General features: G+C 75.1%; 27 protein-coding genes and 2 pseudogenes. 14 read left to right on the plus strand and 15 right to left on the minus strand.

Features of this window, described 5'->3' with window-relative positions; genetic code table 11:
- Positions 1-45 precede the first annotated feature (45 nt).
- Complete coding sequence (locus PUR61_RS14550) at positions 46-1,086, minus strand: CAP domain-containing protein (RefSeq protein ID WP_329879249.1); 1,041 nt, start codon at positions 1,084-1,086, stop codon at positions 46-48.
- 139 nt (positions 1,087-1,225) lie between these two features.
- A pseudogene (locus PUR61_RS14555) lies at positions 1,226-1,363 on the minus strand (RNA polymerase subunit sigma-24); the annotation flags it as partial.
- A gap of 105 nt (positions 1,364-1,468) precedes the next feature.
- On the opposite strand from PUR61_RS14555, the pseudogene PUR61_RS14560 reads away from it, so the two are divergent.
- A pseudogene (locus PUR61_RS14560) lies at positions 1,469-1,891 on the plus strand (dihydrofolate reductase family protein); the annotation flags it as partial.
- A gap of 34 nt (positions 1,892-1,925) precedes the next feature.
- Here the strand turns inward: PUR61_RS14560 and PUR61_RS14565 are convergent.
- Positions 1,926-2,420 (minus strand): GNAT family N-acetyltransferase, encoded by a 495-nt coding sequence (locus PUR61_RS14565; RefSeq protein ID WP_329879250.1) that lies wholly within the window; start codon positions 2,418-2,420, stop codon positions 1,926-1,928.
- A 297-nt stretch (positions 2,421-2,717) separates the two neighbouring features.
- Between PUR61_RS14565 and PUR61_RS14570 the strand changes: the two genes are divergently transcribed.
- The 5 genes from PUR61_RS14570 (at position 2,718) to PUR61_RS14590 (ending at position 7,111) form a co-directional block, all read left to right on the plus strand.
- Complete coding sequence (locus PUR61_RS14570) at positions 2,718-4,262, plus strand: ATP-dependent DNA ligase (RefSeq protein ID WP_329879251.1); 1,545 nt, start codon at positions 2,718-2,720, stop codon at positions 4,260-4,262.
- A 233-nt stretch (positions 4,263-4,495) separates the two neighbouring features.
- On the plus strand, positions 4,496-4,741 hold the full coding sequence (locus tag PUR61_RS14575) for a ferredoxin (RefSeq protein WP_329879252.1): 246 nt from the start codon (positions 4,496-4,498) through the stop codon (positions 4,739-4,741).
- Positions 4,742-4,884: 143 nt separating this feature from the next.
- Positions 4,885-6,099, plus strand: coding sequence for a cytochrome P450 (locus PUR61_RS14580; RefSeq protein ID WP_329879253.1), 1,215 nt, complete (start codon positions 4,885-4,887; stop codon positions 6,097-6,099).
- Positions 6,100-6,438: 339 nt separating this feature from the next.
- Complete coding sequence (locus PUR61_RS14585) at positions 6,439-6,600, plus strand: hypothetical protein (protein ID WP_329879254.1); 162 nt, start codon at positions 6,439-6,441, stop codon at positions 6,598-6,600.
- A gap of 109 nt (positions 6,601-6,709) precedes the next feature.
- A complete protein-coding gene (locus PUR61_RS14590; RefSeq protein ID WP_329879255.1) occupies positions 6,710-7,111 on the plus strand; it encodes a hypothetical protein in 402 nt (133 codons plus the stop codon).
- A gap of 222 nt (positions 7,112-7,333) precedes the next feature.
- Here PUR61_RS14590 and PUR61_RS14595 read toward each other — a convergent pair whose 3' ends face one another.
- From PUR61_RS14595 to PUR61_RS14610, 4 genes are all read right to left on the minus strand, one after another.
- Positions 7,334-8,221: a hypothetical protein gene (locus PUR61_RS14595; RefSeq protein ID WP_329879256.1), complete on the minus strand. Its 888-nt coding sequence runs from the start codon at positions 8,219-8,221 to the stop codon at positions 7,334-7,336.
- Positions 8,222-8,324: 103 nt separating this feature from the next.
- Positions 8,325-8,609: a DUF427 domain-containing protein gene (locus tag PUR61_RS14600; protein WP_329879257.1), complete on the minus strand. Its 285-nt coding sequence runs from the start codon at positions 8,607-8,609 to the stop codon at positions 8,325-8,327.
- Between the two features lie 99 nt (positions 8,610-8,708).
- Entirely contained in the window at positions 8,709-8,945 is a 237-nt protein-coding gene (locus tag PUR61_RS14605; protein ID WP_329879258.1) for a DUF6296 family protein, read from the minus strand.
- A 149-nt stretch (positions 8,946-9,094) separates the two neighbouring features.
- Entirely contained in the window at positions 9,095-9,331 is a 237-nt protein-coding gene (locus PUR61_RS14610; RefSeq protein ID WP_329879259.1) for a DUF2277 domain-containing protein, read from the minus strand.
- Positions 9,332-9,476: 145 nt separating this feature from the next.
- On the opposite strand from PUR61_RS14610, the gene PUR61_RS14615 reads away from it, so the two are divergent.
- Positions 9,477-10,739 carry an MFS transporter gene (locus tag PUR61_RS14615; RefSeq protein WP_329879260.1) on the plus strand — a complete coding sequence of 421 codons (1,263 nt, stop codon included), beginning with the start codon at positions 9,477-9,479 and terminating at the stop codon, positions 10,737-10,739.
- A 50-nt stretch (positions 10,740-10,789) separates the two neighbouring features.
- Here the strand turns inward: PUR61_RS14615 and PUR61_RS14620 are convergent, their stop codons facing one another.
- From PUR61_RS14620 to PUR61_RS14630, 3 genes are all read right to left on the minus strand, one after another.
- A complete protein-coding gene (locus PUR61_RS14620; protein ID WP_329879261.1) occupies positions 10,790-11,341 on the minus strand; it encodes a gamma carbonic anhydrase family protein in 552 nt (183 codons plus the stop codon).
- A gap of 175 nt (positions 11,342-11,516) precedes the next feature.
- On the minus strand, positions 11,517-12,866 hold the full coding sequence (locus PUR61_RS14625) for a serine hydrolase domain-containing protein (protein ID WP_329879262.1): 1,350 nt from the start codon (positions 12,864-12,866) through the stop codon (positions 11,517-11,519).
- Positions 12,867-13,141: 275 nt separating this feature from the next.
- Entirely contained in the window at positions 13,142-13,708 is a 567-nt protein-coding gene (locus PUR61_RS14630; protein ID WP_329879263.1) for a DJ-1/PfpI family protein, read from the minus strand.
- A gap of 240 nt (positions 13,709-13,948) precedes the next feature.
- Here PUR61_RS14630 and PUR61_RS14635 point away from each other — a divergent pair, with 240 nt between their 5' ends.
- The 3 genes from PUR61_RS14635 (at position 13,949) to PUR61_RS14645 (ending at position 16,477) form a co-directional block, all read left to right on the plus strand.
- On the plus strand, positions 13,949-14,494 hold the full coding sequence (locus PUR61_RS14635) for an RBBP9/YdeN family alpha/beta hydrolase (RefSeq protein WP_329879264.1): 546 nt from the start codon (positions 13,949-13,951) through the stop codon (positions 14,492-14,494).
- Between the two features lie 171 nt (positions 14,495-14,665).
- Positions 14,666-14,938 (plus strand): hypothetical protein, encoded by a 273-nt coding sequence (locus tag PUR61_RS14640; protein ID WP_329879265.1) that lies wholly within the window; start codon positions 14,666-14,668, stop codon positions 14,936-14,938.
- A 252-nt stretch (positions 14,939-15,190) separates the two neighbouring features.
- On the plus strand, positions 15,191-16,477 hold the full coding sequence (locus PUR61_RS14645; RefSeq protein ID WP_329879266.1) for a glycerophosphodiester phosphodiesterase: 1,287 nt from the start codon (positions 15,191-15,193) through the stop codon (positions 16,475-16,477).
- 92 nt (positions 16,478-16,569) lie between these two features.
- Here PUR61_RS14645 and PUR61_RS14650 read toward each other — a convergent pair whose 3' ends face one another.
- Both PUR61_RS14650 and PUR61_RS14655 read right to left on the minus strand, forming a co-directional pair.
- Entirely contained in the window at positions 16,570-18,942 is a 2,373-nt protein-coding gene (locus PUR61_RS14650) for a transglycosylase domain-containing protein (protein WP_329879267.1), read from the minus strand.
- 318 nt (positions 18,943-19,260) lie between these two features.
- The gene (locus tag PUR61_RS14655; RefSeq protein ID WP_329879268.1) at positions 19,261-20,343 is read right to left on the minus strand and encodes a hypothetical protein; all 1,083 of its coding nucleotides are present in this window, start codon (positions 20,341-20,343) and stop codon (positions 19,261-19,263) included.
- A 120-nt stretch (positions 20,344-20,463) separates the two neighbouring features.
- Here PUR61_RS14655 and PUR61_RS14660 point away from each other — a divergent pair, with 120 nt between their 5' ends.
- Together PUR61_RS14660 and PUR61_RS14665 are read left to right on the plus strand one after the other, a co-directional pair.
- Positions 20,464-21,504 (plus strand): SPFH domain-containing protein, encoded by a 1,041-nt coding sequence (locus PUR61_RS14660; protein WP_329879269.1) that lies wholly within the window; start codon positions 20,464-20,466, stop codon positions 21,502-21,504.
- The gene (locus tag PUR61_RS14665; RefSeq protein WP_329879270.1) at positions 21,501-22,427 is read left to right on the plus strand and encodes a hypothetical protein; all 927 of its coding nucleotides are present in this window, start codon (positions 21,501-21,503) and stop codon (positions 22,425-22,427) included. Before PUR61_RS14660 ends, PUR61_RS14665 begins: the two co-directional genes overlap by 4 nt.
- A gap of 54 nt (positions 22,428-22,481) precedes the next feature.
- Here the strand turns inward: PUR61_RS14665 and PUR61_RS14670 are convergent, their stop codons facing one another.
- The 3 genes from PUR61_RS14670 to map all read right to left on the minus strand — a co-directional run bounded on the left by PUR61_RS14670 (position 22,482) and on the right by map (position 25,285).
- Complete coding sequence (locus PUR61_RS14670; RefSeq protein WP_329879271.1) at positions 22,482-23,321, minus strand: universal stress protein; 840 nt, start codon at positions 23,319-23,321, stop codon at positions 22,482-22,484.
- Positions 23,322-23,430: 109 nt separating this feature from the next.
- Positions 23,431-24,336: a universal stress protein gene (locus PUR61_RS14675; protein ID WP_329879272.1), complete on the minus strand. Its 906-nt coding sequence runs from the start codon at positions 24,334-24,336 to the stop codon at positions 23,431-23,433.
- Between the two features lie 181 nt (positions 24,337-24,517).
- On the minus strand, positions 24,518-25,285 hold the full coding sequence (gene map / locus PUR61_RS14680; protein ID WP_329879273.1) for a type I methionyl aminopeptidase: 768 nt from the start codon (positions 25,283-25,285) through the stop codon (positions 24,518-24,520).
- 198 nt (positions 25,286-25,483) lie between these two features.
- On the opposite strand from map, the gene PUR61_RS14685 reads away from it, so the two are divergent.
- Entirely contained in the window at positions 25,484-25,750 is a 267-nt protein-coding gene (locus PUR61_RS14685; protein ID WP_329879274.1) for a hypothetical protein, read from the plus strand.
- Positions 25,751-25,874: 124 nt separating this feature from the next.
- The gene (locus tag PUR61_RS14690; RefSeq protein ID WP_329879275.1) at positions 25,875-26,144 is read left to right on the plus strand and encodes a helix-turn-helix domain-containing protein; all 270 of its coding nucleotides are present in this window, start codon (positions 25,875-25,877) and stop codon (positions 26,142-26,144) included.
- The last annotated feature ends 75 nt before the right edge of the window (positions 26,145-26,219 follow it).

Below are 26,219 nucleotides of genomic sequence, written 5' to 3' on the forward strand. Positions count from 1 at the left end.
CCGCCGGGGCCGGACGCGGGACCGGATCCCGGATCCCGGACGCGGTCACGACGGTGAGGCGAAGACCTGCGTCCACCAGGGGCCGCCGGATCCGGTCCGGACGCCGACACCGATCTGCTGGAAGGAGCAGTTGAGGATGTTGGCCCGGTGCCCGGGGCTGTTCATCCACGACTCCATGACCGCCGCCGGGTCCTTCTGGCCGCGCGCGATGTTCTCGCCCCAGCTGCTCCAGCGGTAGCCGGTCGCCTCGATGCGCTGGTCGGCGTGGTTGCCCTCGGGGCTGGCGTGGTCGAAGTAGCTGCGGGTCGCCATGTCCTCGCTGTGGACCTGGGCGGCGGTGTTCAGCCGGGAGTCCACGGTGAGCGGCCCGCAGCCGGCCTGGGCGCGCCGGGTGTTGACCAGGTCCGCCACCTGCTGCGCGTACTGGCTGTTCGACCCGCCGGGGCCGGCGGTGGAGGTCGGCCGGGCGCTGGTCGCGGACGGCTTGGCGGGGGCGGTGGTGACGGTCGTGGCGGCGGGAGACTCCGGCTTCGCGGTGGCGGTCGCGGAGGTGCTCGCGGCGGGGTTGCGCGGCGTGCCGGAGCCGGAGCCGGAGCCGGAGGCGGGCGCGGCCGAGCCGGACGGGCCGGGCACGACCGCGGAGGCCGACGGCGACGGCGTCGTCGACGGTGCGGCGGACGTGCCACCGGTGGCCGGGGCCGCGGTCGCGGCGCGGGCCGGGTCACCGGAGGCCGGGGAGGCCGCGGCCACGGCGGCCGGGTCGACGGCGCCGGCCCCGGGGACCTGGATGCCGTCGTGGTCGCCGGCCTCGGCCGCGATCAGCGCCTCGTAGGCCACGGCCTGCTGCCCGCCGTCGGTGCCCTCCTCGCCGCGGTACACCGCGAATCCGGCGCCGGCCAGCGCGGCTATCACCCCGGTCCCCGCGACGGCTGCGACCACCGCCACGATCGGTCCGAGGCCGCCGCGCCGCCGGCCGCGGCGGCCGGACCCGCGACGCCGTGCGGCGGCCCGCCGCGCGGCGCGTCCACCGACGCCGTCCTGGCGTCCGGTCGCGGGGAGGATGGTCGTCCGGTCTTCGCTGTTCACCTGCGCACGCTTCCTGTATCCGGGTCCGTCGGGAGGGTGCCGACACCTGGGAGACCCCGCGGCGGAGGGGGGATAACAGAAAGTACGAACGAATTTCCGAAGCATCTCGGCCAGGCGCGGCAAGGGTACGCGGTCGCGGTCAGCCCGCCCGTCGACGGGCCCGCTTCGCCTCGCGGTCGACCGCCCAGGCGTCGGCGACCGGCCCGAGGTGACCGAGCTTGTCGGGGTTGATCACGCGGCGGACGGTCTGGATCCGCCCGTCCAGCACATCGAGGACCACGACGTACGGTGCGCATCCCTCCGACGCGTACCCCCGTCCGGCGGTTCGACGGCCTGCCCTCCCCCACGTGCGGCGGGGCCGGCCGCGTGCCGCTACCCCCGTGGGGGTATCTGCGCCGAGGGCTTCCTCGGGTTCTGGCCCACCGTCCTCGACACGGAGGGGGCCGACCCGCGCGACGTGGGCTTCGCGAAGTGGCTCGTCGACACCGAGAAGGCGGTGCTCTCCTCCACGCTCCGCGAGGCGCCCTGGGAGCGCACGACGATCGTCGACGGACCGACCGCCGAGGTGGTCGCGGACCTGAAGTCCGCCGAGGGCGGCGACATCCTCGTGCTCTCCGGCGCGAGCGTCATCAAGGCCCTGCCGGCGGCCGACCTCGTCGACCGTCCGGCGCTCACGGTCTTCCCCGTCTTCCTCGGCGGCGGCCCCCGACTCTTCGACGACGGCCTGCCGACCGGGAAGTGGACACTCGTCAGTCAGGCCGCGGGCGAGCACGGCACGGTGGCCGCGGTCCACGACCGGGCCCGCCGAGTCGGGCGCCCGGCCCGCCCGGCCCGGCCGGTCAGTGCCCCGTCGCGGCGGCGGAGGCCGCCGGGGGCATGTCGTAGGTGACGAACATCGTGCGGATGGCGACCTGGTCGTACTTGCTGCGGGCCCGGTGGTTGTCGTCGGCGGTGATCCACCGGACCGTGTTCCAGTCCCGCTCGGCGGCGATCCCGCGCAGGCGGGCGAGCAACGCGTCGACCGCGCCGCCGCCGCGGACGGCCGGGGCGACGAAGAGGTCGTCGAGGAAGCCGGCGACGGCGCCGTGCAGGGGGCGGACGAAGGGGCGGTAGTGGGCCAGGCCGACCGGGGTGCCGTCGGTGTCGCGGACCAGCAGACCGTCCAGCTCATGGGCGGGGTCGGTGAGCCACGACCAGACCAGCTCGGCCTTCTCCTCCGGGCACGGGACCCGGTAGAACGCGCAGTACCCCCGGAACAGCTCCCGCCAGGCGGCGAAGTCCCCGCTGTCCGGGGCGTCCACGGTCCAGCGGGCGGGGGTGGTCTCGGACGTCATGGCGGGCTCCCCGGGTAGCTGCGGTCCTGGTGCGGTCCTGCGGTCGCGGGACAGCATGACGGACCGTCGGTTCGGAGCCGATCGACAGTCCGGCCAAGTACGGTCCCGCCCTCACTCCACCGCGGCAGCGGACAGGGCGGCAGGGCGGCGCGGCACGGGGCAGCGCGACCGCCCGGCAGCGCCGACCGGGAGCGGGACGGGCGGCAGCGGGGCGTGTCTGCCGCGCGCGATCGGTCCGCGTCGTCGATGCTGGACCCCGCCCGCCCACCCGTTCCCCCGTTCCCCGAGGAGCCCGCGATGCTGCTCCGGCACCTGGCCCTGACCTCCCGAGCCGTCGCGGCCGAGCCGGGCCGCCGGGCCAAGACCGAACTGCTCGCGGACTGCCTGCGCGGCCTCGGCCCCGAGGAGGCCCCGGCGGCGGTCGCACTGCTCTCCGGCGAGTCCCAGCGGATGCGGACCGGCATCGGACCGGCCGCCCTGCGCGATCTGCCGCCCGCCGGGGCCGAGCCCGTGCTCGGGGTCCGGGAGACGGAGCGGATCCTGGAGGAGATCTCCGCCGTGCACGGCACGGGCGCCCAGGCCGAGCGGCGCCGGCTGCTGGCGGGCCTCTTCGAGCGGGCCACCGAGGCCGAACAGACCTTCCTCCGCGCGGTCCTGATCGGGGACCTGCGCCAGGGCGCGCTGGACGCGGTGGTGGCCGATGCCGTGGCGCGCGCCGCCGGGGTGCCGGCGGCGGCCGTGCGCCGGGCGCTGATGTTCCGGGGCTCGGCGCGGGCGGTCGCGGCGGCGGCGCTGACCGGCGGCGTGCCGGCGCTGGACGCGTTCCGGCTGGAGGTGGGCCGCCCGGTCCGGCCGATGCTGGCGGCCTCGGCGCCGGACGTCGGGACCGCCCTGGAGCGGATCGACGGCCCGGCGGCACTGGAGTGGAAGCTGGACGGCATCCGGCTCCAGGTGCACCGGGACGGCGGCGAGGTGGCGGCCTTCACCCGCTCGCTGGACGACATCACCGCGCGGGTCCCCGAGGTGGTGGAGGCCGCCTTGGCCCTGCCGGTCCGGTCTGCCGTGCTGGACGGCGAGGCGATCGCGCTCGGCCCCGACGGCCGCCCGCGCCCCTTCCAGGAGACCGCCGCCCGGACCGCCGCCCGCCGGGACCCGGAACGCCTGCGCGCCGAGGTCCCGCTCAGCGTGCACTTCTTCGACCTGCTGCACCGGGACGGCGAGGACCTGGTGGACCGGCCCGGCCGGGAACGCTGGGCCGCCCTGACCGGGGCCGTCCCGGAGGATCTGCGGGTGGCGCGCGCCGAGACCGACGACGGCGACGAGGCGCTGGCCTTCTTCCGGGCCACCCTCGCGCGCGGACACGAAGGGGTGCTGGTCAAGGACCCGGCGGCCGGCTACCGGGCGGGCCGGCGCGGCGCCGGATGGATCAAGGTCAAGCCCCGGCACACCCTGGACCTGGTGGTGCTGGCCGCCGAGTGGGGCAGCGGGCGGCGGAGCGGCCTCCTCAGCAACCTGCACCTCGGTGCCCGCGCGGGCGCCGAACCGGGGCTGGGTCCGTGGGTGATGCTCGGCAAGACCTTCAAGGGGCTGACCGACGAGACCCTCGCCTGGCAGACCGCGGCGCTGCTCGCCCGTGAGGTCGAGCGGGACGCGTGGACGGTACGGGTGCGGCCGGAGCTGGTGGTGGAGATCGCCTTCGACGGTGTGCAGCGCAGTCCCCGCTACCCGGCCGGGCTGGCGCTCCGCTTCGCCCGGGTGGTGCGCTACCGGAGCGACAAGCCCGCGGCCGAGGCGGACACCGTGGCCGCCGTCCGGGAGATCGCCGCCGCCGAAGGGCTGTGAGGACGCCGCGCGACCGGGCCGGCCACCCGGGCGGTCGGCCCGGCACTCCGTCCGATCCGCAATCAAACGTCGGTTTTGCCACACGCGTTCACGAGCAGTGGCAAACCGGCCATTCTACGCAGGGCGGCCACGCACTCTTCGTGTGCGACGGGAGCTGGGGCTAGGTTGACACCGACAGCGGGGGCGGCACGGCCCGGGCAGTCCGGTGCCACACCAGTGAGAGGTGTCCGACCATGCGCGTGAGTGTCGATCCGGACCGCTGCTGCAGCTCCGGCCAGTGCGTCATGACCGTGCCGGAGCTCTTCGAGCAGGACGACGCGGACGGGCTGGTGAGGCTTCGTCCGGTCGTCGTGGAGCTCTCCCGGTTCGCCGACGTCCGACTCGCCGCCCAGCTCTGCCCGGGTGGCGCGATCACCGTCACCGAGGGCACCGGCCCCGCCGGGGGCTCCGACGGCCGGACGAGCGGCGACGCGGCGTAGGCACCGGACCCTCCCCGCCCCTGAACCACCCCGTCGCGCCGCGCCCCGTTCGCCGCACCGTGCCGCGTGCCCCCGCCTCGCGCATCGCGTCACGCATCACTTCGTCGACCTGTGCCCACGTCGTCATACGAGGAGACCTCACCTTGACGAGCACACCCGCCGCCCCGGCCCCGCTGCTCCCGGCCCGCCACGACACCCGTTGCCCGTACAGCCCGCCGCCCGTGTACACCGAAGCGGCCGGCTCCGGCCCGGTCAGCCGGGCCGAACTGCCGGACGGCACCTCCTGCTGGCTGGTCACCGGCTACGAGGAGGTCCGCACGGTCCTCTCCGACCGGCGGTTCAGCGCCGACGCCCGCAGGCCCGAGTTCCCGTTCCTCACCGTCGGGCAGCGCGAGATCATCGCCACCAACCCGTCCTTCCTCCGTCTCGACGACCCCGAGCACGCCCGGCTCCGCCGGATGGTCACCGGCGACTTCCTGGTCAGGCGGGTGGAGGCGCTGCGGCCCGGCATCCAGCAGATCGTGGACCGGGCGCTCGACCGGATGACCGCCGAGGGCGCGCCCGCCGACCTGGTCGCCCACTTCGCGCTGCCGGTGCCCTCCCTGGTGATCTGCCTGCTGCTCGGGGTCCCGTACGCGGACCGGGAGGCGTTCCAGGAGCGCAGCCGGCTGCTGCTCACCATCAACGCCGCGAAGGAGGAGGTCGCCCGGGCGCAGAACGAGCTCCTCGACTACCTCGGCGACCTCGCCACCCGGAAGCGGGACCGGCCCGGCGACGACATCCTCAGCCGGCTCGCGACCCGCGACGACCTCACCCCCCGGCAGATCGCCACGACCGGGCTTCTGCTCCTGGTCGCGGGCCACGAGACCACGGCCAACATGATCGGGCTCTCCACCGCCCTGGTGCTGCGCCACCCGGAGCAGGCCGCCCGGCTGGCCGACCCGGCAACGCTCCCCGGAGCGGTGGAGGAGCTGCTGCGGCTGCTCACCATCGTGCACACCGGGGTGCCACGGCTGGCGGTGGAGGACGTCGAACTGGGCGGCACGCCGGTCCGCGCCGGGGAGGGCGTGATCGCGATGCTGTCGACCGCGAACCGGGACGAGCGGCTGTTCGGCGGCGAGGACCGGCTGCCCAGCGACGAGCTGGACCTCGGCCGGGACGCCCGACGGCACGTCGCCTTCGGTTTCGGGGTGCACCAGTGCCTGGGCCAGCCGCTGGCCAGGGCGGAGCTGCAGATCGCGCTGGCCACGCTGTTCCGGCGGCTGCCGGGACTGCGGCTCGCGGTGCCGGAGAGCGAGCTGGACTTCCGCACCGAGGCGGTGATCTACGGGCTCAGGTCGCTGCCGGTCAGCTGGTGACCTCGGGGGCCGTCGGCCGGCGGGGGCGGCCGACGGGGGCGGGCGGGGTCCCGCGGAGCAGGGCTCGGGGGGCGGCCGGGTCGGGTGGTCAGTCACAGGAATGCTCTTCGAAAGGCCGGGCAGCCTTCCCCTCGAAGGTCGCCCGTGCGGCCTCCGTAGGGCCTCCGCACCGTCCTTCGCACGACCTCCCGCCGGCTTCCGGGCCGGTCCGGTTGGCCGTGGCGCGGGCGCGGAGGCAGGCTTGAGGGGCGAGAGAGAGCACGGCCGGTGTCCGTCCGGCACGGCGGCGTGTCGCGCCGGATCGGGGCGGCCCGGCCGGCCCGAGCAGAGGAGCCCGCGATGACCGACATGAGCGCACGCTCCGAGGTGGGCGCCGACCGGGACGAGGACGTCCGCGCGGCCGACCCGGAGGAGGGCATCACCTCGATGCAGAACCAGCACGCGCAGGACACCTCCCAGGCGGAGGGCGATTCCCTGGCGGAGCCGGGGGCGAGCGACTGACCGCTCCCGACGGGGGAGTGACGACGAGGCCGCCCGCTCCCACGGGCGGCCTCCGCGACCGACGGTGCCGCTCCGCGAGCGGTGGCGGACCGCGAGGGAGGATGGGCGCATGACCGAACAGCAGCAGGGCGCAGCAGGGCGCGGTGCGGCCGGGCAGGGCCCGGCCGCACCGGAACCGGCCGGGACGCGCGGCGCCGGACCGGTGGATCCGCCGGTGGACCCCCGGGCCTCGTGGGCCACCTGGACCACCCAGTCGATCATCAGCGGACCGGGCGGAGTGACCACCACGGAGGTCGGCCCGATCTCCGGCGACCTCACCGTGCACACCACGTGGGTGGACGGTGAGGCCCGCCTCACCGTGCAGTACACGGGGGCACTGGACTGGTACAGCGTGGCGGGAAGCCCGGTGCCGGCGTCCGACGAGGCCGCGGCGCGGGCCGTCCACCAGGCGATGGTCAACGGCGTCAAGTCCGGGCGGGGCGCCGGGGCGCCGTCACCCCCGGCGGGCTGACGGCACGGGCCGACGGCTCTCGGGGCTCCCTCGACTTCCCGGGCCCCGGGGGCTTCGGCCTTTCTTCGGCCACCGGGTCCGCGCACGGTCACCGGGTCCGCGCACGGGTGCCGCGGCCGGGTTCGGACGGCGGATCCGCGTCGGGCCCTGCGTCCCGGCGGCGCCTGCCCGGCCCGATCCCGCCGCCCCCGGCACCCCGTGCCCGGCGCCGGGGGCGAGCGGTCAGCCGCGCGGCTCGCCCCGGTGCACCGGGGCGGCGGCCGACCAGTAGCCCGGGTCTACCGGGAGGCGGCTCTTCAGGTCCTCGCGGACCTCGCGGGCCAGCTTGCGGGTGTCGCGGCGGTTCACCGTGGCCCCGATCCCCGCGCCCACCAGCAGCGGCGTCAGGGAGGGCAGCCGGCGCAGCGAGCTGCGGGTGAGCCGACGACGGACCTGCTGGCGCACCTCGGAGCCGAGGGCCATGGCGGCCAGGCCGGCCGGCTTTACGAGCAGGGAGCCGTCGATGCCGCGGCGGTTGGCCCAGGCGGTGACGTACGCGCCGGCCCGCTGGGCGGTGTTGCCCTGGGCGGGGACGCCGTAGACCTCGTGGAGTTCGGCGATCAGCTTGATCTCGACGGCCGCCACCGCGAGCGTCTCGGCGGCGATCTCCAGCGGCATCGCCGGAGGCACCGGGAGCATCGCGGCAGCGCCGACCCCGGCGCCGAGGGCGCTTGAGGCCCGGCCGGCGCCGACGATCAGCAGCTCGGCGAGCTTGTCGGCGTCGGCGGCACCGGGGTGCTGGGCCCGCAGCGTCGCGAGGTTGCGGACGGGGATGCGCGGCGCCGTGTGGATCAGCTGTTCGGCGAGGGCCCGGCCGCCGTACGCGGCTCCCTTGGCCGCGGCCTGGCCGCGGGTGCCGAGCCGACGGGCGATGTCGGCGACCAGCCGGGCGCCCCGCCGGCGGCCGCGTTCGACCCCGGCGCCGTACTCGACGACCTGTCCCACGGGGCCGCCTGGGGCTTCCGGGACGGGGCGTTCCAGCTCCTCGACCAGTTCGGCGAGTTCGTCGGCGACACGGTCCGGGGTCGGCTCGGGCTCACTCCCGCGTCCCGGCTTCCTGAAGATTGCCATGTTCTGCGGGTACCCGGTGGTGCCTCGCGGTACGCACCACCGGTGTCCGGGTCCTGTGACGGTCCCGCCACGGCCGCGTGCCGCCCGCCGCCGCCCCGCCGCGTCACCCGGTGATCTCGACCCCGCGCCAGAACGCCACCCGGTCCCGGACGTGCTCCGCCTCCGGCTTCGGGTCGGTGTAGTACCAGGCCGCGTCGGGGTTGGTCAGCCCGTCGACGTCGAGGGTGTAGTAGGCCGCCGTGCCCTTCCACCCGCAGACGGTGGTGGTGTCGGACGGGCGCAGGTACTCGGCGCGCACCGAGTCGGCCGGAAAGTAGTGGTTGCCCTCGACGACGGTGGTGTCATCGCTCTCGGCGATGACCGTGCCCTGCCAGCTCGCTGTGGTCATACCGCGATTCTGCCCGACGCCGTGCGCGGGGCCCGGCGGTCGGGGCGGGTTCCGGACAGCGGGCGAAGCCCGGGTGGCGGCGGGCTCAGGGCAGCGGGCTCAGGGCAGCGGTTCGGCGTGGACCGGGAAGTGCGGCGTCTGGTGGCCTCCGCTGGCGAGCATCCGCACCTCCCCCGCGTCGCTGATCTCGGCCCGGACGATGCCGCTGGCGTCCTCGTACACCGGGTGGCCACCGGGGCCGGTCGCGCTGGTGCGGGCGACCACCACGACGTCCTGCGGGGCCTGGGTGCCGGGGGTGCCGGGGAAGGTGAGTGCGTAACGGCTGGCTGAACTCATCGCCGGCCTCCTGGTCCCTGCTCGTCCTGCTCGTCCTGCCGGTCACTCCGGGTCGTTCCGGGTCACCGCCGGTCTGCCGTTGGTCGTCGCCTCTCGTCACGGCCCCGGGCGCTGGTCGCCGCCGAGCCGGTGCGGGCCCGTGGCCGGTGCTAGGCCGAGGCTCCGGCGGACCGTGCGACGGCGCCGCGGACCTCCAGTTCGTCGAGCAGCCGCCCGGTCGCCTCGGCCACGGCGTCCACCGCCCGGTCGAAAGCCTCCCGGTTGTGCGCGGCGGGGGCCCGGAAACCGGAGACCTTCCGCACGTACTGGAGGGCTGCCGCCCGGAAGTCCTCCTCGGAGGCGTCGGGCGTCACGGGTGGTCTCAGCGTCTTGATACTGCGGCACATGCTCCCAGTCTTGCGCGCGAGCGCCCGACTGGCGACCCCCGTACGTCACCGGTCCGCCATGACCGCCACACGGTGTGGTCATCAGACCGGATTAGGATTTCGGCCGAACAATCCTGACTCCTCCCGCTCGTCCCGGAGTATCCCCTTGCCTCTCGCGCTGGTCGCCCTGGCCGTGACCGCCTTCGCCATCGGAACCACCGAGTTCGCCGCCATGGGGCTGCTCCCCCAAGTGGCCGGCGACCTGGACGTCTCCATCCCGCAGGCGGGCTGGCTGATCTCCGCCTACGCCGTCGGCGTGGTGGTCGGCGCTCCGCTGCTCACCGCCCTCGCCGCCGGCCGGCCCCGGAAGACGGTGCTGGTCGCACTCGCCGGGTTCTTCGCCGCCGGAAACCTGCTCTGCGCGGTCGCCCCCGACTTCTGGTCCCTGGCCGCCGCCCGGCTGATCACCGGGCTGCCGCACGGCGCCTTCTTCGGCGCGGGCGCGGTCGCCGCGGCCGAACTCGTCGCCCCGCACCGGCGGGCCCGGGCCGTCGCCGTGATGTTCTCCGGCCTGACCGTCGCCAACATCGTCGGCGTACCGGCCGCCACCCTGCTCGGCCAGCACCTGGGCTGGCGGGCGACGATGCTGGTCGTGGTCGTGATCGGCGTGGCCGGGACGATCGCGATCGCGCGGCTGGTCCCGCACCTGCCCTCCCCCGCCCAGGCCGGCCTCCGGCACGAGCTGGGCGCGTTCCGCAGCGGCCAGCTCTGGCTGGCGCTGGCCACCGTGGTCTTCGGCTGCGGCGGGTTCTTCGCCTGTTACAGCTACATCACCCCGCTGCTCACCGAGGTCTCCGGGTACGCGACCGGGTCGGTGACCCTGGTGCTCGCCCTGTTCGGGGTGGGGATGACGATCGGCAACGTGCTCGGCGGATACGCGGCCGACCGTGCGCTGCGACCCACGGTCTGCGCCGCGTTCCTGCTGCTCGCCGCCGTACTGGCGCTGTTCGCGGTGACCGCACGCACCGAGTGGTCGGCGGCGGTGACGGTGGTGCTGGTCGGGCTGTTCGGCTTCGCGATCGTGCCGGCCGTACAGACCCTGGTCCTGCGCGAGGCCCGCGGCGCGCCGACGCTCGCCTCGGCGACCGTGCAGGGCGCGTTCAACCTCGCCAACGCCCAGGGCGCGTACTTCGGTGGGCTCGCCCTCGACGCCGGGCTCGGCTGGACCTCGCCGACGCTGGTCGGCTCCGGGCTGGCGGCCTCGGGGGCGGTGATCGCGGTGCTCGCCTGGGCCCTCGACCGCCGCCGGAAGGCACTGGCCGGGCCTGGCCCGTCGAGCGTTCCCGGCCCGGCTCCGGCCCCCGAGGCCGGCGTCCGCGCGGACGTCGGCGACCGGGTGGTGGGCGCCGGGGCCGGCGCGGGCTGCTGAGCGGTACCCGACCGGAGCCGCCCGGGCCGAGCCCGGCCCGGGCGGTTCCGCTACGCGGGCGCGCCGGGGGCGGGCGGGACGGGACGGAGGTCCCGGTGGCCCTCGGCCAGCAGCCGGTACCCCTCCGCGTTGACCTTGATGCCGGCGCGCTCGTCCTCGGTCAGCTTCCGCCGGACCTTGGCGGGGACGCCCGCGACCAGGGAGCCGGGCGGGACCTCCATGCCCTGGGTCACCACGGCACCGGCCGCCACCAGCGAGCCGGCGCCGATCCGGGCACCGTTCAGCACGGTGGCGTTCATCCCGACCAGGACGTCGTCCTCGATCACGCAGCCGTGCAGCACGGCGTTGTGCCCGACCGAGATCCGTTCGCCCATCACCAGCGGGAAGCCGAGGTCGGCATGGAGCGTGCAGTTGTCCTGAACGTTGCTGCCGGCGCCGACCGTGATCGCCTCGGCGTCGCCGCGCAGCACGGCGCCGTACCAGACGCTCGCCCCGGCACCGAGTGTCACGCTGCCGACCACGACCGCGTTCGGCGCGACGAACGCGGTCGGGTCGACGGCGGGTGCCCGGCCCGCGACCTCGGCTATCAACGGCTCTGCCATGCTGCGTCCTCCCGGTGACGACCGCCCATCAGGTGCGGGCCATGATGGCATCCCCGGCCGCCGGACCGGCCGGGGGCCCGGGCCTGCCGCCCCGGCGCCGGGTCCGCTCCGGGTCGGTCCGGCCGGTCCGGAGCGGCACTCGGTCAGGCGCCGGTCAGCTCCCGTCGGGCACCGGTCAGGTGCGCGGACCGTCCAGCACGCCCTCCACGGCCGGCACGACGGTGCGGGGCGCACCGGCGGCGGGGGCCGGCGGCGGGCCGCCGCAGACACCGGTGTTGATCAGGTTGTCGAACGCCGCGTTGGTGGCCGGGAGGTCCGAGACGTCGTACGCGTTGACCGAGGCCGCGAACTGCCGGCGGTTGTCGGCGTCGCCGAACACGAACGTGTTGTAGCCCGGGATGCCACCGGCGTGGCCCCAGACGTCGCCACAGGCGGTGGGCGTCCGCTGGAGACCGAGGCCGTACTGCGCCTCGCCGCTCTGCGGGGTGACCGCCTTCATCTCGGCCAGCAGGCGGGCGGGCAGCAGCCTGCCCCCGAGCAGGGCCTTGAGGAAGGTGGTGAGGTCGGCCGTGTTCGAGATTCCCGCGCCGGCCGCGTCCGCCATGCTCGGGTCCAGCTCGGTGACGTCGGCCGGGCCGGTGGGCAGCTTGTAGTAGCCGTGTGCGTGCGGACCGGGGACGGTCGTCGAGTGGATCGGCATCGAGGTGGCGGTCAGGCCGAGCCGCCGGACGATCCGGCGGTCCACCTCGTCGGCCCAGCTGCGACCGGTGACCCGCTCGATCAGCAGCCCGATCACGACGTAGTTGGTGTTGGAGTAGTGCCAGCCCTGCCCGGGCGCGAAGTAGGGCTGGTGGCCGTTGGCGATCGCGACGAGCTGCTCCGGCCGGTAGACCGTCCAGCGCCCGGTGTCGAGCCACCGCTGCATCGATTCGGCGCTCTCCTCGTGCGCGAAGGCGTCGTCCTCGGTGTAGTTGAAGAGGCCGCTGGTGTGGTCGAGCAGCTGGCGGACGGTGATGTCGCGTCCACCGGGGACGAGGCCGGGCAGGAAGCGCTCGACCCTGTCGTCCAGGCTCAGCCGGCCCTCGGCGACCAGTTGGAGAACCACCGTGGAGACGAACGTCTTGGTGACGCTGCCGATGCGGAACCGGCCGTCCGCGCCGGCCTTCCGTCCGGTGGCGAAGTCGGCGGTGCCCGCCGCGCCCTTCCACACCGACCGGCCGCGCTCGCTGACCCTCGCCAGCGTGGCCGAGGCCCCGCCCTGCTCCACCATCCTGCGTACCGCGTCGTCCAGCGCCTTCACGTCGACGCCCTTCCCGGCTCCCGCCACGACCACTCCGTCCGGCCCGGGCGCGCCGTGGGCACCGGCCGCCGGGGCGACCACGCCCACCAGGCCGGCGCCGGCCAGCGCGACCGCGAGCGCGCGGACCGCCGCGCCGCGCCGGCGCCCGGGCCTCGTCACCCCCGCCCGGTCTGCGGTCTCGCCGCCGACCCCGCCGTCCACCGTTCCCCTGTACGTCCCGGCCATGATGCCTCCCGAATCAGCGCCGACGGGTGTCCACAACACCCTTGCCTTCCATGGCAGCTGACACTCTGCCAGCCGTACACGAAGGAGGCGTCAGCCCCTGGTCCGGACCTTCTCCGCCCCTGGTCCCATCCTTTGCCGCGTGTCGCTCACCCTCAGGTCGGCGGCGCCCCCGACGGGCCTCGGGGTGCGCCTCCGACCAGGGGTGGAGACGCCGGGACGGAGACTCAGGGGCGGCGGCCGGCACCGGGAGGTCGGTGCCGGCACCGGCCTCGGGATCAGGCGACCGGGGCCTTCACCCGCAGCACCTCGACGAACGCCCGGAGCCACGCCGGGTGGTCGGGCCACGCCCGCGCCGAGACCACCACCCCGTCGACCACCGCTTCGCCGTCCACGTAGCTCGCGCCGGCCGCCCGCACGTCCGGCTCCAGAGCCGGGTAGGCGGCGCTGGTGCGCCCGGCCAGGACCCCGGCGGCGGCCGGAACCAGCGGGCCGTGGCAGATCTGCGCGACCGGCTTCTCGCTCTCGAAGAAGTGCCGGACGATCCGCTGCACGTCCGGATCGTTGCGCAGGTACTCGGGAGCACGGCCACCGGGGATCACCAGCGCCACGTAGTCGGCCGGGTCGACGTCGGCGAACGCGACGTCGGCGGGCCAGGTGTAGCCGGGCTTCTCGGTGTAGGTGTCGAAGCCGTCGACGAAGTCGTGCACGACGAACTGGAGCCGCTTCTTGGCAGGGGCCGCGATGTCGACCTGGTAGCCCTCCTCGCGCAGCCGCTGGTAGGGGTAGAACACCTCCAGTGACTCCGCGGCGTCCCCGGTGACGAGCAGGATCTTCGATGCCATCGCGACATCCCTCCGAATCGATCGATCGTCAGTTCTGTTGCATGCCCCGCCCGATGGGATCCCGGCGCGGGCCGCACCCAGCGTTCCGCGCCGTACGGCGCCCGCGCAACAGGGCGCACGGGCATCCGACGGCGCATGTGCGCCCACGTGCGCCGGACGTGGGCGGTGCACGCCCCCTGAACGGCCTGCGCCTAGACTCCCTGCTGCCCGTACCCCTGCCCACGGAGGGAATCCGCCCCGATGTCGGACCGCACCACCTACCTCGTCCTGCCCGGCTACCAGAGCTCCGGCCCGGACCACTGGCAGAGCCGCTGGGAGGCGGGCGACCCGGCGTTCGTCCGGGTCGAGCAGGCGGACTGGGACCACCCGGACCCGGTGGACTGGGTGGCCCGGGTGGACGCGGCGATCGTTACGGCAGCGGCGCACGGGCCGGTGGTGCTCGTGGCGCACAGCCTGGGCTGCGCGGCGGTGGCCCGCTGGGTGGCCGGGGCGCCGGCCGCGCGGACCGCTCTCGTCCGGGGCGCCCTGCTCGTCGCCCCCGCCGACATCGACCACGCCGACGTCCCCGAGCTCCTGGGCTTCCGTCCGGTCGCCCTGCCGCGGTTCCCGTTCCCGGCCGTCGCGGTCTCCAGCACCGACGACCCGTGGGTCACGCCGGACCGTGCCCGTTACTTCGCCGGTTCCTGGGGCGCCCGCTACGTCGAGCCGGGCGCGTACGGGCACCTCAACTCCGACTCGGGGCTCGGCGACTGGCCGGAGGGCCGCGAGCTGCTCGCCGCCCTCTGACACGACGACGGCGCAGCGGCGGCCGACTCGGCGGTCCCGGACTCGGCAGCCGGTGACGACGGGGGCCGCCGGCGGGGCGGACCGGCCGGCATCCCAGACTTCGGGGATGGGAAGTGGATCAGCCCTCCGGACAGAATCGGGGCAGACCGACTACCCGAAGGGTGTGCACCGATGAACCGTCTCTCCCGCTCGTTCGCCGTCCTCGCGCTCAGCGCCACCGCCCTGCTCACCGGGACGGCGGCCGCCCAGGCCGCCGCCCCGCCCGGCGCCACGACCGGGGACCTCGCGGTCGACCCCAAGCCGGTCGAGCAGGTCGCCGCCGCCCACAAGTGCGACGTCGAGTACACCGTCGCCTACTACAGCTACCGCCAGCAGGGCTACCCCGAGCTGGAGTCCCTGCTGCACGCGGAGAAGACCTACGCCCTCTGCGCCTCGGTGGGCTGACCGGCGCCCGGCTCCCCCGGGCCGGGGGCCGGCCGCGGTGCGTGACCGCGGCCGGCCCCCTCCCGTTCCCCGGGGCGGGGTTGCCCGGGCGTGACGGGAGGGGTTGGCGGGGCGGTCCCGTTCTCCGGGCGGGCGGTGGGTGTCGGAACTTCTCCCGCAGTTCGCCCGGAGGCCACCCGGCCGGGCGCGACGGCTCCTAGTCTGCGGGCGACGACCCCGACGCCACGCCACCAGGGCGACCAAGGAGAACCCATGACGACCCGTCCGCTCGACGGCAGCAGCCCGGCGGAGCCCGCCGAGGGCACCGGATCCTCCCGCCGCCGCTTCCTGCGCGCCACCGGCGCGGCCGGGATCGGCGCGGCGGCGTTCGCCACCGCCGGTGCCGGGGAGGCCTTCGCGGCCCCCGGCGGGGACCGGCCGGACGCCGAGCAGCCCGCCGCCGACGAGCGCGCCGCCGCCGCGGGCCGTCCGTCCGGCACCCGCCCGCCGGTGCGCACCGGTACCGGTCTGGACCGGCTGCCGCACCCGCTGATCGTCGGACACCGCGGTGCCCCCGGCTACCGCCCGGAGCACACCCTGGGCTCGTACGACCTCGCCCTCCAGCTCGGCGCGGACGTCATCGAGCCGGACCTCGTCCCGACCAAGGACGGCCACCTGGTGGTCCGGCACGAGAACAACATCACCGAGACCACGGACGTCGCCGACCACCCGGAGTTCGCGGGCCGGAAGACCTCGAAGACCATCGACGGCGCGGCGCAGACCGGGTGGTTCACCGAGGACTTCACGCTCGCCGAGCTCCGCACCCTGCGGGCCAAGGAGCGGCTGCCGCAGCAGCGTCAGCGGAACACGGTCTACGACGGCCGCTGGGCGATTCCCACCTTCCGCGAGGTGGCCGACTTCGCCCGCAAGCGCGGTCGCGAGCTGGGCCGGGACGTCTGGGTCTACCCGGAGACCAAGCACCCCAGCTACTTCCGCTCGATCGGCCTGCCCCTGGAGGAGCGGCTCGCGGACGAGCTGCGCCGCACCGGGCTGGCCGGGCGCAACGGACGGGCGATCCTGCAGTCCTTCGAGCCGAGCAGTCTCCAGCGGCTCGCCAAGCTGGTCGACAACCCGCGGATCCAACTGCTCAGCGGCGCGGCCAGCCGACCGTACGACTTCGAGCTGGCCGGGGACCGGCGCACGGTGGCCGACCTCGTGACCCCGGCCGGGCTGCGCTGGATCGCCGGCTTCGCCCACGGCATCGGCCCGACCACGCAGCTGATCGCACCGGTCGACGCCACCGGCAAGCTCCTTCCGCCGACCACGCTCGTCCGGGACGCACACGCGGCCGGCCTGCTGCTGCACCCCTACACGGTGCGCAACGAGAACGGCTTCCTGCCGCTCGACTACCGCAGGGGCACCGACCCGAACGCGTACGGCGACGCGATCGGCTGGGCCCGGTACCTGTACGAGCTGGGCGTGGACGGGTTCTTCACCGACCAGACCGACACCAGCGTGCTGGCCCGCCAGGACTTCTGGGCCGCCAAGGGCGTGCACTGACATCCGGCGCTCCCGGCTGAACGACCGTGCCCCGGACCCTCGTCGGACGGTCCGGGGCACGGTCGTCGGCGCGTCGCCGGACCCGGCCGGGGTCAGCCGTCGGCGGACCCGTCGGCGGATCCGTCGTCGGACTGCGTCCGCGTCTGCTCGTCCGGCTTGGTCTGCGGCTGGACGGGCTTGGCCGGCTGGGTCGGCTGCGAGGTGCGCGGCCGTCCGGGGGCGGTGTTGCGCCCGCCGGGCCAGGTCGGCGCAGTGTCCGTCGCGGAACCGCCCGGCCACGGGGAGCCACCGGAACCGGTGGGGCTCCCGGACGGGTCGCGCTTCGGCGGCGGGTCCGGGATGTGGACGGTCGCGAACTCCTTCTCGGGCATGCCCTTGACGGCGTCGCTCATGCCCATCTGCCAGATCGGTCCCGGGCCGGTGGCGCCGAAGACCTCCTCGTAGTACCGGCCGCCGATCCTGATGTTCTTCATCGGCACGCCCTTGGCCGGGCCGCCCAGCCAGACCGAGGCGGCCAGGTTGCCGGTGTAGCCGCTGAACCAGGCCGACTTCTTCTCGTCGCTCGTACCGGTCTTGCCGGCGATCTGCCGGTCGTCGTCGAGGCCGAGGTCGCGCCCGGTGCCGCCCTTCTCGGTCACGCCGAGCAGCACGGTGTTGATGACGTCGGCGGTGTTCTCGGAGAGCACCCGGTCGCACTTGGGCGGGCTGACCGGGATCTCCTTGCCGTCCACCGTGCTGATCCTGCTGATCGCGAGCGGCGCGCAGTAGGTGCCGCGGGCGGCGAAGGTGGCGTAGACGTTGGCCATCGCCAGCGGGCTCACCTCCTGGGTGCCCAGGCCGAGGGCCGGCAGCTCCTCCAGCGGCATACCGCTCGCCTTGCCCGCCACCCCGAGCTTGTTGGCCATCTGCTTGACCGCGCAGAGGCCGATCTCCTGCTCCATCTGCACGAAGTAGGTGTTGACCGAGAGCGCCATCGCCTCCTTGAGCTGGTACGGGCCGACCTCGCCCGCCGACTCGTTGGGGATGGTGCCGTTCTTCTTGTCGTTCTTCGCCAAGTTCTTCCAGGTGCCGTCGCAGGTGCTCATCGTCGGCCAGTCCATCCGGTTCGGCGACGGGTAGGACTGCGTGGCCGGCAGGCCGGCCTCCAGAGCGGCGGCGGCCACGATCGGCTTGAAGTTGGAGCCCGGCTGGAAGCCGTTGCCGCCGCCCATCGCCGCGTCGACGTTGTAGTTGACGACGGTCTGGTTCTTGTTCGGGTCGAGCCCGTACGGGCGGGTCTGGGCCATCGCGAGGATCCGGCCGCTGCCCGGCTCCACCATGGTCATCGCCGCGGAGACCTGGTCGGTCACGTTGACCCGCTTGGTCACCGCGTTCTGCGCGGCGGCCTGCTTGACCGGGTCGAGGGTGGTGTGGACGGCCAGGCCGCCCTGGTCCCACAGCTTCTTGCGTTCGGCCGCGGTCTTGCCGAAGACCGGGTCCTGCTTGACCACGCGCCGGACGTACTCGCAGAAGAAGCCCATCCCCGACTGCGCCGTGATGCAGCCGTTCTGCGGCTCCTTGTAGCGCAGGCCGAGCGGCGCGGCCTTGGCCTCACGGGCCTGCTCCGGGGTGAGGTGCTTGTTCTCCACCATCTTGTCGATGACGGTGTCGCGGCGCTTCTGCGCGGCCACCGGGTGGAGCTTCGGGTCGTACTGGGAGGGGTTCTGCACCAGCCCCGCCAGGGTCGCCGCCTCGGGGACGGTGAGGTCCTTCGCGTCCTTGCTGAAGTACCGCTGGGAGGCGGCCTGGATCCCGTACGCCTGGCGGCCGTAGAAGGTGATGTTCAGGTAGTTGGTGAGGATCTGCTCCTTCGTCAGCTCCTCCTCCAGCTTGATGGCGTACTTGAGTTCCTGGATCTTGCGGCCCAGGGTCTTGCGCTGGGCCGCCAGCACGGCCGCCTGGTCGTCACCGGCCTTCTCGACGTTCACGTTCTTCACGTACTGCTGGGTCAGCGTCGAAGCGCCCTGGACGGTGGCGCCGCTCTCGGCGTTCTTGGAGATGGCCCGCAGGACACCCTTGAGGTCGACCGCGCCGTGCTCGTAGAAGCGGGCGTCCTCGATGTCCACCTGGGCCTGGCGTATCAGCGGGGACATCTGGTCGGCGGCGAGCACCGTGCGGTCCCGCTCGAAGACCTTGGCTATCAGGCCGCCCGTCGAGTCGTATATCCAGCTCGCCTGGGTGAGCGGCGGGGTCCTGAAGTCGTCCGGGATGTTGTCGAATCCGTCGACGCTGTTCTTCACCCCGAGGCCGAGGGCGCCGGCCGCCGGCAGGGCGATGCCCGCCAGCAGGACGCCGGCCAGGGTGCTGTAACCGAGGAACTTCACCCCGTGGCCGAGCAGGCCCAACGGGGTCTCGCGGCGCCGGGGACGTGGCACCCAGGTGTCGAAGGGCTCCGGGGAGGCGTTGCGGCGGCTTCTCCGTGACATAGTCGGAACACTACGTCCACGAAAACCGCGCGAGGGGCCGGTGTTGGCCAACCTTGGTCACAAATCGGCGACAGATCGGCCTGGTTGGCGACGGCAGGTGGGCGGGTCGACGAACGATCCTTCGGACGGGGCGTCCGTTCGCACACGTGCCGACGGTTGGATCAAGGCGGCGGCAGCCGGTCGGCCGGCCGGCCGACGACGCACGGACAGACCGGAGGGGCGGACGGGCGGCGGCCCTGCGGAGCAGGCAGGCCGGGCACCCGGGCCGGCCCGGCGCGGCCGGCGGGAGTGGACCGGACGGGCGGCCGGCGGGCGCCGTCAGTCGCTCTTCTTCTTCCGCCGAAGGCCCAGGACCGCCCCCACCACGGCCGCCAGGAAGAGCACGCCGAGGGCCTGGTCGAAAGGACCGTCCGAGGAGCCCCCGGAGGCCGACGCGTCCGGCGACGCACCACCGGGCGGGGCGGCGGCACCCGGCGTCGTGGTGGCGGTCGGACGGGGCAGCGGCTTCACCGTGTCCGGAAGCTGACCGTCGTCCAGCGGCGCACGCCAGACCGGGCTGGCCTTGCCCTCGCTGCCGTAGAGCAGGGCCCGGCCGTCCGCACTGAAGGTGACCGACTCGCCTTGCTGCTGGAACGGGGTCGTGAGCGCGCCGAGGGGGGCCGGCGCGCCGTCCTTCCAGCGGTAGAGGGCGGCCGAGAAGTAGCCGCGCAGGACGAGCCTGGTGCCGTCCGGGGAGAAGGCGCCGTCGGTGATCCACGAGACCTCGCCGATCCGGCGGAAGGTGTTGACACCGGTCGGGGAGAGCTTCTCGGGCCCCTGGTAGAGGCCGCCGCCGCCCTGCCGCTTGCTGGCGATGTAGGCGCGGCCGGTGACGGGGTGGACCATCAGCGCCTCGGCGTCGCGCGGCCCGTCCTCGTAGCGGACCTTGTAGCGCGTCACCTCCACCGTCTGGTCGCGGAGTTCGGCGGGTTCGGCGAAGGCGTAGATCCAGACCTCGGGCCACTTGCCGCCGAGGTTGTCCCCGATGTCGCCGAGGTAGAGCCGACCGTCCGGACCGAGCGAGACCGCCTCGACGTCGCGCGGTTCGACGCCGCGCAGGGTGACGGTCGCGACGGTGCGACCCCCGGAGTCGACCGCGTAGACGTACGGGCCGTCGTCGCTGTCGTTGTGGGTCCAGTAGACCCCGGGGTGGACCTGGCTGGCGGCGAGCCCGCTGGACTCGGTGATTCGCGGGTCGGTGAGGGTGAACGCCTCGCCGGGGCCGTCGGCGGCGCGGGCGGGCGGTGCGCCGACCGCGAGGACGGCGCAGGCGCCGGTGCAGACGGCGAGCAGCGCGGTGGAGAGCCGCACGGCCGCCCCGGGGCCGGCGGGGTGCGTCGTCGCCGGCCTCTTCGTTCGCATCCTCAGCACCAGCCGATCCTCCCACGGCTCCCGCGACCGGGCCGGACTTCCCTTCTCGTCACCTTGACGAGATCCAGTGGCGCCCCATATCGTCGGCGTGACGACAAGGGGAACGCACTCATGGCCGACATCACCAGGCGCTTCGGACTGCGCCACCTGCGCGCCGTCCCGACCGCCCACATCCGCCACTTCCGGCGCGGCCGCCTCACGCACGACGGCACCGGGCTCGCCTTCTGGTTCCGCCCGCTCACCGCCGCCCTCTCCGAAGTCCCGGTCGACGACCGCGAACTCGCCATGCTCTTCCACGCCCGCACCGCCGACTTCCAGGACCTCACCGTCCAGGCCACCCTCACCTACCGGATCACCGACCCGGCGACCGCCGCCACCCGCGTCGACTTCGGCATCGACCCCGACACCGGCGCCTGGCGGGCCGCCCCGCTCGACCAGCTCGCCACCCTGCTCACCGAGACCGCGCAGCAGCACGCCCTCGGCCTGCTCGCCCGCACCCCGCTCGCCGCGGCGCTGGCCGACGGCGTCGCGACCGTCCGCGACCGGATGTCCACCGGTCTCACGGCCGAACCGCGGCTCGCCGAGACCGGGCTCGCCGTCATCGCCGTCCGCGTCGTCGCCCTGCGCCCCGAACCCGAGGTGGAACGCGCGCTGCGCACCCCCGCCCGCGAACTGGTCCAGCAGGAGGCCGACCGGGCCACGTTCGAACGACGGGCCGTCGCGGTCGAGCACGAGCGCGGCATCGCCGAGAACGAACTCGCCAACCGGATCGAACTCGCCCGGCGGGAGGAACAGCTGATCACCCAGCAGGCCGCCAACACCCGGCTCAAGGCCGAGGACGACGCCGCCGCCGACCGGATCCGCACCGACGCCGAGGCCGAGCGCCGCAGCAGGCTCGCGGTCGCCGAGGCCGAGGCCGCCCGGGCGCTCGGCGACGCCCGGGCCTCCAGCGAGGCGGCCTGGCTGGCCGCCCATCAGCAGGCCGACCCGGCCGTGCTGCGGGCTCTCGCCCTCATGCGGCTGGCCGAGCACCTGCCGCGCATCGACAACCTCACGCTCACCCCGGACCTGGTCACCGGCCTGCTCGCCAAGCTCGGCGCCATGGGCGGTCCGGCGGGCGGCGGTACGGCGGGCGGCGGGGGCGCGCGGTGACGCTCGCGCCCCGGGCGGTCCTGGTCCACCGCCGCACCGAGTACGAGGAACTGGTCGCCCACCACGGGACGCCCGGCCAGGCCTCGTACTTCCTGCACAGCCGGGGCCGTTCGATCGAGGACGTCGAGCGGCGCCACCGGCGGCAGGCCGAGGCCCTGGCCCGGGCCGCCGGCGCCGTCCCGCTCGACTGGCGCCGCACCCGGGTCGAACGGGCCGATCTGCCCCGGTTCCTCTTCGAGCCGGAGGACGTGGTGGTCGTGGTCGGCCAGGACGGCCTCGTCGCGAACGTCGCCAAGTACCTCGCCGGGCAACCCGTGATCGGGGTGGACGCCGACCCCGGCCGCAACCCCGGCGTCCTGGTCCGGCACCGCGCGGACGCGCTGCCGCTGCTCCTGCCGGCCGCCGCCGGCCCCGGGGTCTCGCGGCGCGTCGAGGAGCGCACGATGGTCGAGGCGGTGGCCGACGACACCCAGCGGCTGCTCGCGCTCAACGAGGTCTACGTCGGGCAGCCCGGCCACCAGACGGCCCGCTACCGCCTGGCTGTCGAGGGCCTCCCGGGGGGCGCTCCGGACGGCCCCGACGCCGGCGAGGCCCAGGCGTCCTCGGGCGTCCTGGTCGGCACCGGCACGGGCGGCACCGGCTGGTGCCGCTCCGCCTGGCTGGAGCGCGGGGCCCCGCTCGCCCTGCCCGGGCCGGACGCCGCCGCGCTCGCCTGGTTCGTGCGCGAGGCCTGGCCCTCCCCCGCCACCGGCACCGGACGGGTGCACGGGCTGCTCGACGCAGGCCACCGGCTGGTCCTGACCGTCGAGTCGGACCGGCTGGTCGCGTTCGGCGACGGCATCGAGAGCGACGCCCTGGAACTCGCCTGGGGCCAGACCGTGCGGGTCGGCGTCGCCGCCGCCCGGCTGCGGCTGCTGGTCTGAGGCCCGGGTGGAGCCGTACGCCCCGGGTCGCGACCCCGCGACCCGGGACACGGCTCAGGCCGGGCCTGCGGCTTCGGTGTGGCGGACGACCGCGACCGGGCAGTGGGCGTGCTGGATGACCGCCTGGCTGGTGGAACCGAGCAGCAGACCGGCGAAGCCGCCCCGGCCGCGGGCGCCGACCACCATCAGCTGGGCGTCGCGGCTCGCCTCGATCAGGGCCGGGCGGGTGTGCTGCTCCACCAGACGGGTCCGGACGTCGACGTCCGGGTACTTCTCGCGCCAGCCGACCACCGCGTCGGCCGGGACCGGCTCCGCCCGGTCGGCCGGGCCCGTGTGGGGGTGCCAGGCGTGCAGAGCGGTCAGCGGGGCCCTCCGTGCGGAGGCCGCCGCGAAGGCGAAGCCCACCGCCTCCGCGCCCACGCCCGAGCCGTCCACCGCGACCAGCACGTCGCCCTCCGGATCCGGCCGGCCGCGGACGATCAGTACCGGGCAGGCCGCGTGCGCCGCCAGGTGCACCGCCACCGAGCCGATCACCAGGGCGCTGAACCGGCCGAGCCCGCGGCTGCCGACCACGACCAGGCTCGCGCGGCGTGACCGGCCGGCCAGCACCCCCAGCGGCTCCCCGGTGGCGAGTTCGGCCTCGACCTCCAGAGCGGGATCCAGGGCCCGGGCCCGGCGTCGCGCGTCCGCGAGGACGCCCTCCGCCTGGTGGCGCAGCCCGCCCTCGGCCGGGCCGTTCGGGGAGGGGCCGAGCGACACGTGCATCAGCGGCCAGATGAACGCGTGCACGATCTTCAGTCCGCAGCCGCGCAGCCGGGCCTCGCGGACCCCGACGTCCACGGCGGCCAGGCTCGTCTCCGAGCCGTCCACACCCACCAGTACCGGGTCGCTCATCCGTTGCCTCCGCGCTGTCGGGTCCACCTGTTGCCGCCTGCCGTCCACCGTCGCCCACCCGCGCCCGCCGCCGCCGTCCACCGGACGCCGCCGGGCGCAGCCGGAACGTCTACGGGGTGTCGGCGTCCGCGCCCCGCTCCTGCTCGCGCACCCGCTCGTAGGGCACCACGGCGACCGGGCACGGGGCGTGGTGCAGGACGGCGTGGGCCACCGCGCCCACGTGGACACCCACCGGCGATCGGCGCACCCTGCGCCCCACCACCAGCAGCTCCGCGTCCGCCGCGCGCTCGGCCAGCACCCGGGCCGGCCGCGCGTTCACGGTCTCCTCCACCACTGTCACCTGCGGGTACTTCGCGCGCCACGGCAGGATCAGGGCGGCCAGTTCGCGCCGCGCCTGCGCCGACATCTCGCCGGTCACGTCGACACCGGCCGCGATGCCCGCGTACTGGTAGGACGGCGGAAGGGTCCACGCGTACACGGCGCGCACCGGCAGCCGCAGCCGCGCGGCCGACTCGAAGGCGTGGGCGAGCACCTCGTCGGCGCCGTCGTACGGGTCGACACCGGCGACGACCTCCGCCCCGGCGGGCGCGTCCGGGTCCTCGCCGCGGCGGACCAGCACCACCGGGCAGGCCGCCCGGCCGAGCACCCGGTGGCTCACCGAGCCCACCAGGAACCCCGCCACCGTGCCCAGCCCGCGCGAACCGAGCACCAGCAGCCCGGCCTCACCGGCCTCCACGACCAGGGCGCGCACCGCGTCGCCCGGCACGTGCACGGCGGTGACCGCCGCTTCCGGGCACCGGTCCCGCGCCCTCAGCTCGGCCTCGCGCAGCACCACGTCCGCCTGCCGCCGCTCCAGGTCGGCCGTGCCCAGGACCGACAGCGGCGTGACCGGGCTCGGCCAGGCGTGCACCAGCCGCAACGGCGCGCCGCGGCGGGACGCCTCGTCGGCCGCCCAGTCCAGGGCCGCCAGGCTTTCCGGCGAACCATCGACACCGACCACGACGGGAGCGGACATGGGGGACCTCCGGCATTCGTTCGGAGCGGCCGGGCGGGGTACCTCCCCGGCCGCACCCACCACCCTTCCCGCCGCGGACCCGTGCACCCAGGGCCCAAGGTCCCCCGCCCGGAGGACCGTCCGGCCCCTGGGACCTGCGGCGGCCCCGAGGCCCCGCGGCGGCGCGGCCTGCGCCGGGCCGCTACGGCAGCGTGAGGATCCGGGGACCGGCCTCGGTGATCGCCACGGTGTGCTCGACGTGCGCGGCCCGGCTGCCGTCGACCGTGCGGATCGTCCACCCGTCCGGGTCGGTGGCGTGCTCGTCCTTGCCGCCTGCGGTGAGCATCGGCTCGATCGCCAGCACCAGCCCCGGCTTCAACGGGAAACCCCGGCCCGGACGGCCCTCGTTCGGGACGTCCGGTTCCTCGTGCATCCGCCGGCCGATGCCGTGGCCACCGAACCCCTCGGGCAGACCGTAGCCCGCCTCGCGCGCCACGCTGCCGATCGCGTGCGCGACGTCGCCGATCCGGTTGCCGACCACGGCCGCCGCGATCCCGGCCTCCAGCGCCCGGCGGGTGGCGGCGATCAGCTCGGAGTCCTCGGGACGCGCCGTGCCGATGGTGAAGCTGACGGCCGCGTCACCGGCCCAGCCGTCCAGCACGGCCCCGCAGTCGATGCTGACGAGGTCACCGTCGCGCAGCCGGTAGCCGTCCGGGATCCCGTGCACCACCACGTCGTTGACGGAGGCGCAGATCACCGCCGGGAACGGTACCGGCGCGAAGCTCGGCCGGTACCCGAGGAAGGGCGAACTCGCGCCCGCGGCCCGCAGCACCTCGTGCGCCACCCGGTCCAGCTCCAGCAGGCTCACCCCGACCGCGGCGGCCCGCTCCACCTCCGCCAGCGCCGTGGCGACCACCCGACCGGCCTCCCGCATCGACGCCAGCGACGCCTCCGACTTGAACTCCACCATGCGATACCTCACTCCTGAGGAGCCAACGCCTCTGCGGGGTCGGCCTCCAATTCTTATACCGGTATTTCTATCACGGTCGGAGGGCGTGCGGGACCTGCGGCCGGGCACGGGGCCGCACCCGGCCGGGCCACGGGCGTCCGGGCCACGGAAGGCGCACCCCGGGATGTGGGTCCGGCCGGAGTCACCGAGCCTGGGTTCATGGGATCGATCGTTGTCCTCTTCGAGACGGAGCCCGACCGGGCACTCGGCCCGGACGGAGTCGAGCCCGCGGTGCTGGCGGTGCACGCCGCGGGCGCCGACCCGGACGTCCCCGAGGATCCGCAGCCCCGCACCCTCTGCGGCCTGGACACCGGCCCGATGGAGCACTCCCACTACCGGCCCGCCCGGCCGGGTGAGCCCTGGTACCCGCCGGGGCTGACCGACCGGCGCTGCGCCGAGTGCGAGCGGGCCCTGAGGACACGGTGACCGGGCACGCCGACCGCGGGGCGGCGGCGGGGCGGGTGGCTCTCCGCGGTCGGCGACGAACCTGACGGGAGCCGATGACCCGGGGGCGCTGCCTCCCGCCACGGCGCTGGCCTACCATCGGGGCATGGTGAGGACTCCGCTGACCCCTTGGGAGCGCGAGCGCGGCGAGCGCTTCGGTGCGCTGCTTCGCGAGGCGCGTGGCGCGCGCAGCATGGTGGAGGTGGCGGCGGCGGCCGGCATCTCGGCCGAGACGCTCCGCAAGATCGAGACGGGACGCGCGCCGACGCCCGCCTTCTTCACCGTCACCGCCCTGGCCTACGCCCTCGGCCTCTCGCTCGACGACCTCGCCGCCGCGTGCGGCGCCCCGGCCGACGACGAGGCGCTCTCGGCGTAGCCGCCGCGCGGCGAGCAGGACGGCCGGGTCGCGCAGGTCGGACGGGCCATACAGGCCGGACGGCCATGCAGGTCG

This window comes from Streptomyces sp. BE20 (assembly GCF_036322525.1).
In the GTDB taxonomy this organism is placed as follows: domain Bacteria; phylum Actinomycetota; class Actinomycetes; order Streptomycetales; family Streptomycetaceae; genus Kitasatospora.

What these genes read in the sequence shown, in the direction of transcription:
- PUR61_RS14565 (WP_329879250.1), bottom strand. Translation starts at nt 2,420, where the DNA reads ATGACGTCCGAGACCACCCCCGCCCGCTGGACCGTGGACGCCCCGGAC.
- PUR61_RS14570 (WP_329879251.1), top strand. Translation starts at nt 2,718, where the DNA reads ATGCTGCTCCGGCACCTGGCCCTGACCTCCCGAGCCGTCGCGGCCGAG.
- PUR61_RS14575 (WP_329879252.1), top strand. Translation starts at nt 4,496, where the DNA reads ATGCGCGTGAGTGTCGATCCGGACCGCTGCTGCAGCTCCGGCCAGTGC.
- PUR61_RS14585 (WP_329879254.1), top strand. Translation starts at nt 6,439, where the DNA reads ATGACCGACATGAGCGCACGCTCCGAGGTGGGCGCCGACCGGGACGAG.
- PUR61_RS14590 (WP_329879255.1), top strand. Translation starts at nt 6,710, where the DNA reads ATGACCGAACAGCAGCAGGGCGCAGCAGGGCGCGGTGCGGCCGGGCAG.
- PUR61_RS14595 (WP_329879256.1), bottom strand. Translation starts at nt 8,221, where the DNA reads ATGGCAATCTTCAGGAAGCCGGGACGCGGGAGTGAGCCCGAGCCGACC.
- PUR61_RS14600 (WP_329879257.1), bottom strand. Translation starts at nt 8,609, where the DNA reads ATGACCACAGCGAGCTGGCAGGGCACGGTCATCGCCGAGAGCGATGAC.
- PUR61_RS14605 (WP_329879258.1), bottom strand. Translation starts at nt 8,945, where the DNA reads ATGAGTTCAGCCAGCCGTTACGCACTCACCTTCCCCGGCACCCCCGGC.
- PUR61_RS14610 (WP_329879259.1), bottom strand. Translation starts at nt 9,331, where the DNA reads ATGTGCCGCAGTATCAAGACGCTGAGACCACCCGTGACGCCCGACGCC.
- PUR61_RS14620 (WP_329879261.1), bottom strand. Translation starts at nt 11,341, where the DNA reads ATGGCAGAGCCGTTGATAGCCGAGGTCGCGGGCCGGGCACCCGCCGTC.
- PUR61_RS14625 (WP_329879262.1), bottom strand. Translation starts at nt 12,866, where the DNA reads ATGGCCGGGACGTACAGGGGAACGGTGGACGGCGGGGTCGGCGGCGAG.
- PUR61_RS14630 (WP_329879263.1), bottom strand. Translation starts at nt 13,708, where the DNA reads ATGGCATCGAAGATCCTGCTCGTCACCGGGGACGCCGCGGAGTCACTG.
- PUR61_RS14635 (WP_329879264.1), top strand. Translation starts at nt 13,949, where the DNA reads ATGTCGGACCGCACCACCTACCTCGTCCTGCCCGGCTACCAGAGCTCC.
- PUR61_RS14640 (WP_329879265.1), top strand. Translation starts at nt 14,666, where the DNA reads ATGAACCGTCTCTCCCGCTCGTTCGCCGTCCTCGCGCTCAGCGCCACC.
- PUR61_RS14645 (WP_329879266.1), top strand. Translation starts at nt 15,191, where the DNA reads ATGACGACCCGTCCGCTCGACGGCAGCAGCCCGGCGGAGCCCGCCGAG.
- PUR61_RS14650 (WP_329879267.1), bottom strand. Translation starts at nt 18,942, where the DNA reads ATGTCACGGAGAAGCCGCCGCAACGCCTCCCCGGAGCCCTTCGACACC.
- PUR61_RS14655 (WP_329879268.1), bottom strand. Translation starts at nt 20,343, where the DNA reads ATGCGAACGAAGAGGCCGGCGACGACGCACCCCGCCGGCCCCGGGGCG.
- PUR61_RS14660 (WP_329879269.1), top strand. Translation starts at nt 20,464, where the DNA reads ATGGCCGACATCACCAGGCGCTTCGGACTGCGCCACCTGCGCGCCGTC.
- PUR61_RS14670 (WP_329879271.1), bottom strand. Translation starts at nt 23,321, where the DNA reads ATGAGCGACCCGGTACTGGTGGGTGTGGACGGCTCGGAGACGAGCCTG.
- PUR61_RS14675 (WP_329879272.1), bottom strand. Translation starts at nt 24,336, where the DNA reads ATGTCCGCTCCCGTCGTGGTCGGTGTCGATGGTTCGCCGGAAAGCCTG.
- map (WP_329879273.1), bottom strand. Translation starts at nt 25,285, where the DNA reads ATGGTGGAGTTCAAGTCGGAGGCGTCGCTGGCGTCGATGCGGGAGGCC.
- PUR61_RS14685 (WP_329879274.1), top strand. Translation starts at nt 25,484, where the DNA reads ATGGGATCGATCGTTGTCCTCTTCGAGACGGAGCCCGACCGGGCACTC.
- PUR61_RS14690 (WP_329879275.1), top strand. Translation starts at nt 25,875, where the DNA reads ATGGTGAGGACTCCGCTGACCCCTTGGGAGCGCGAGCGCGGCGAGCGC.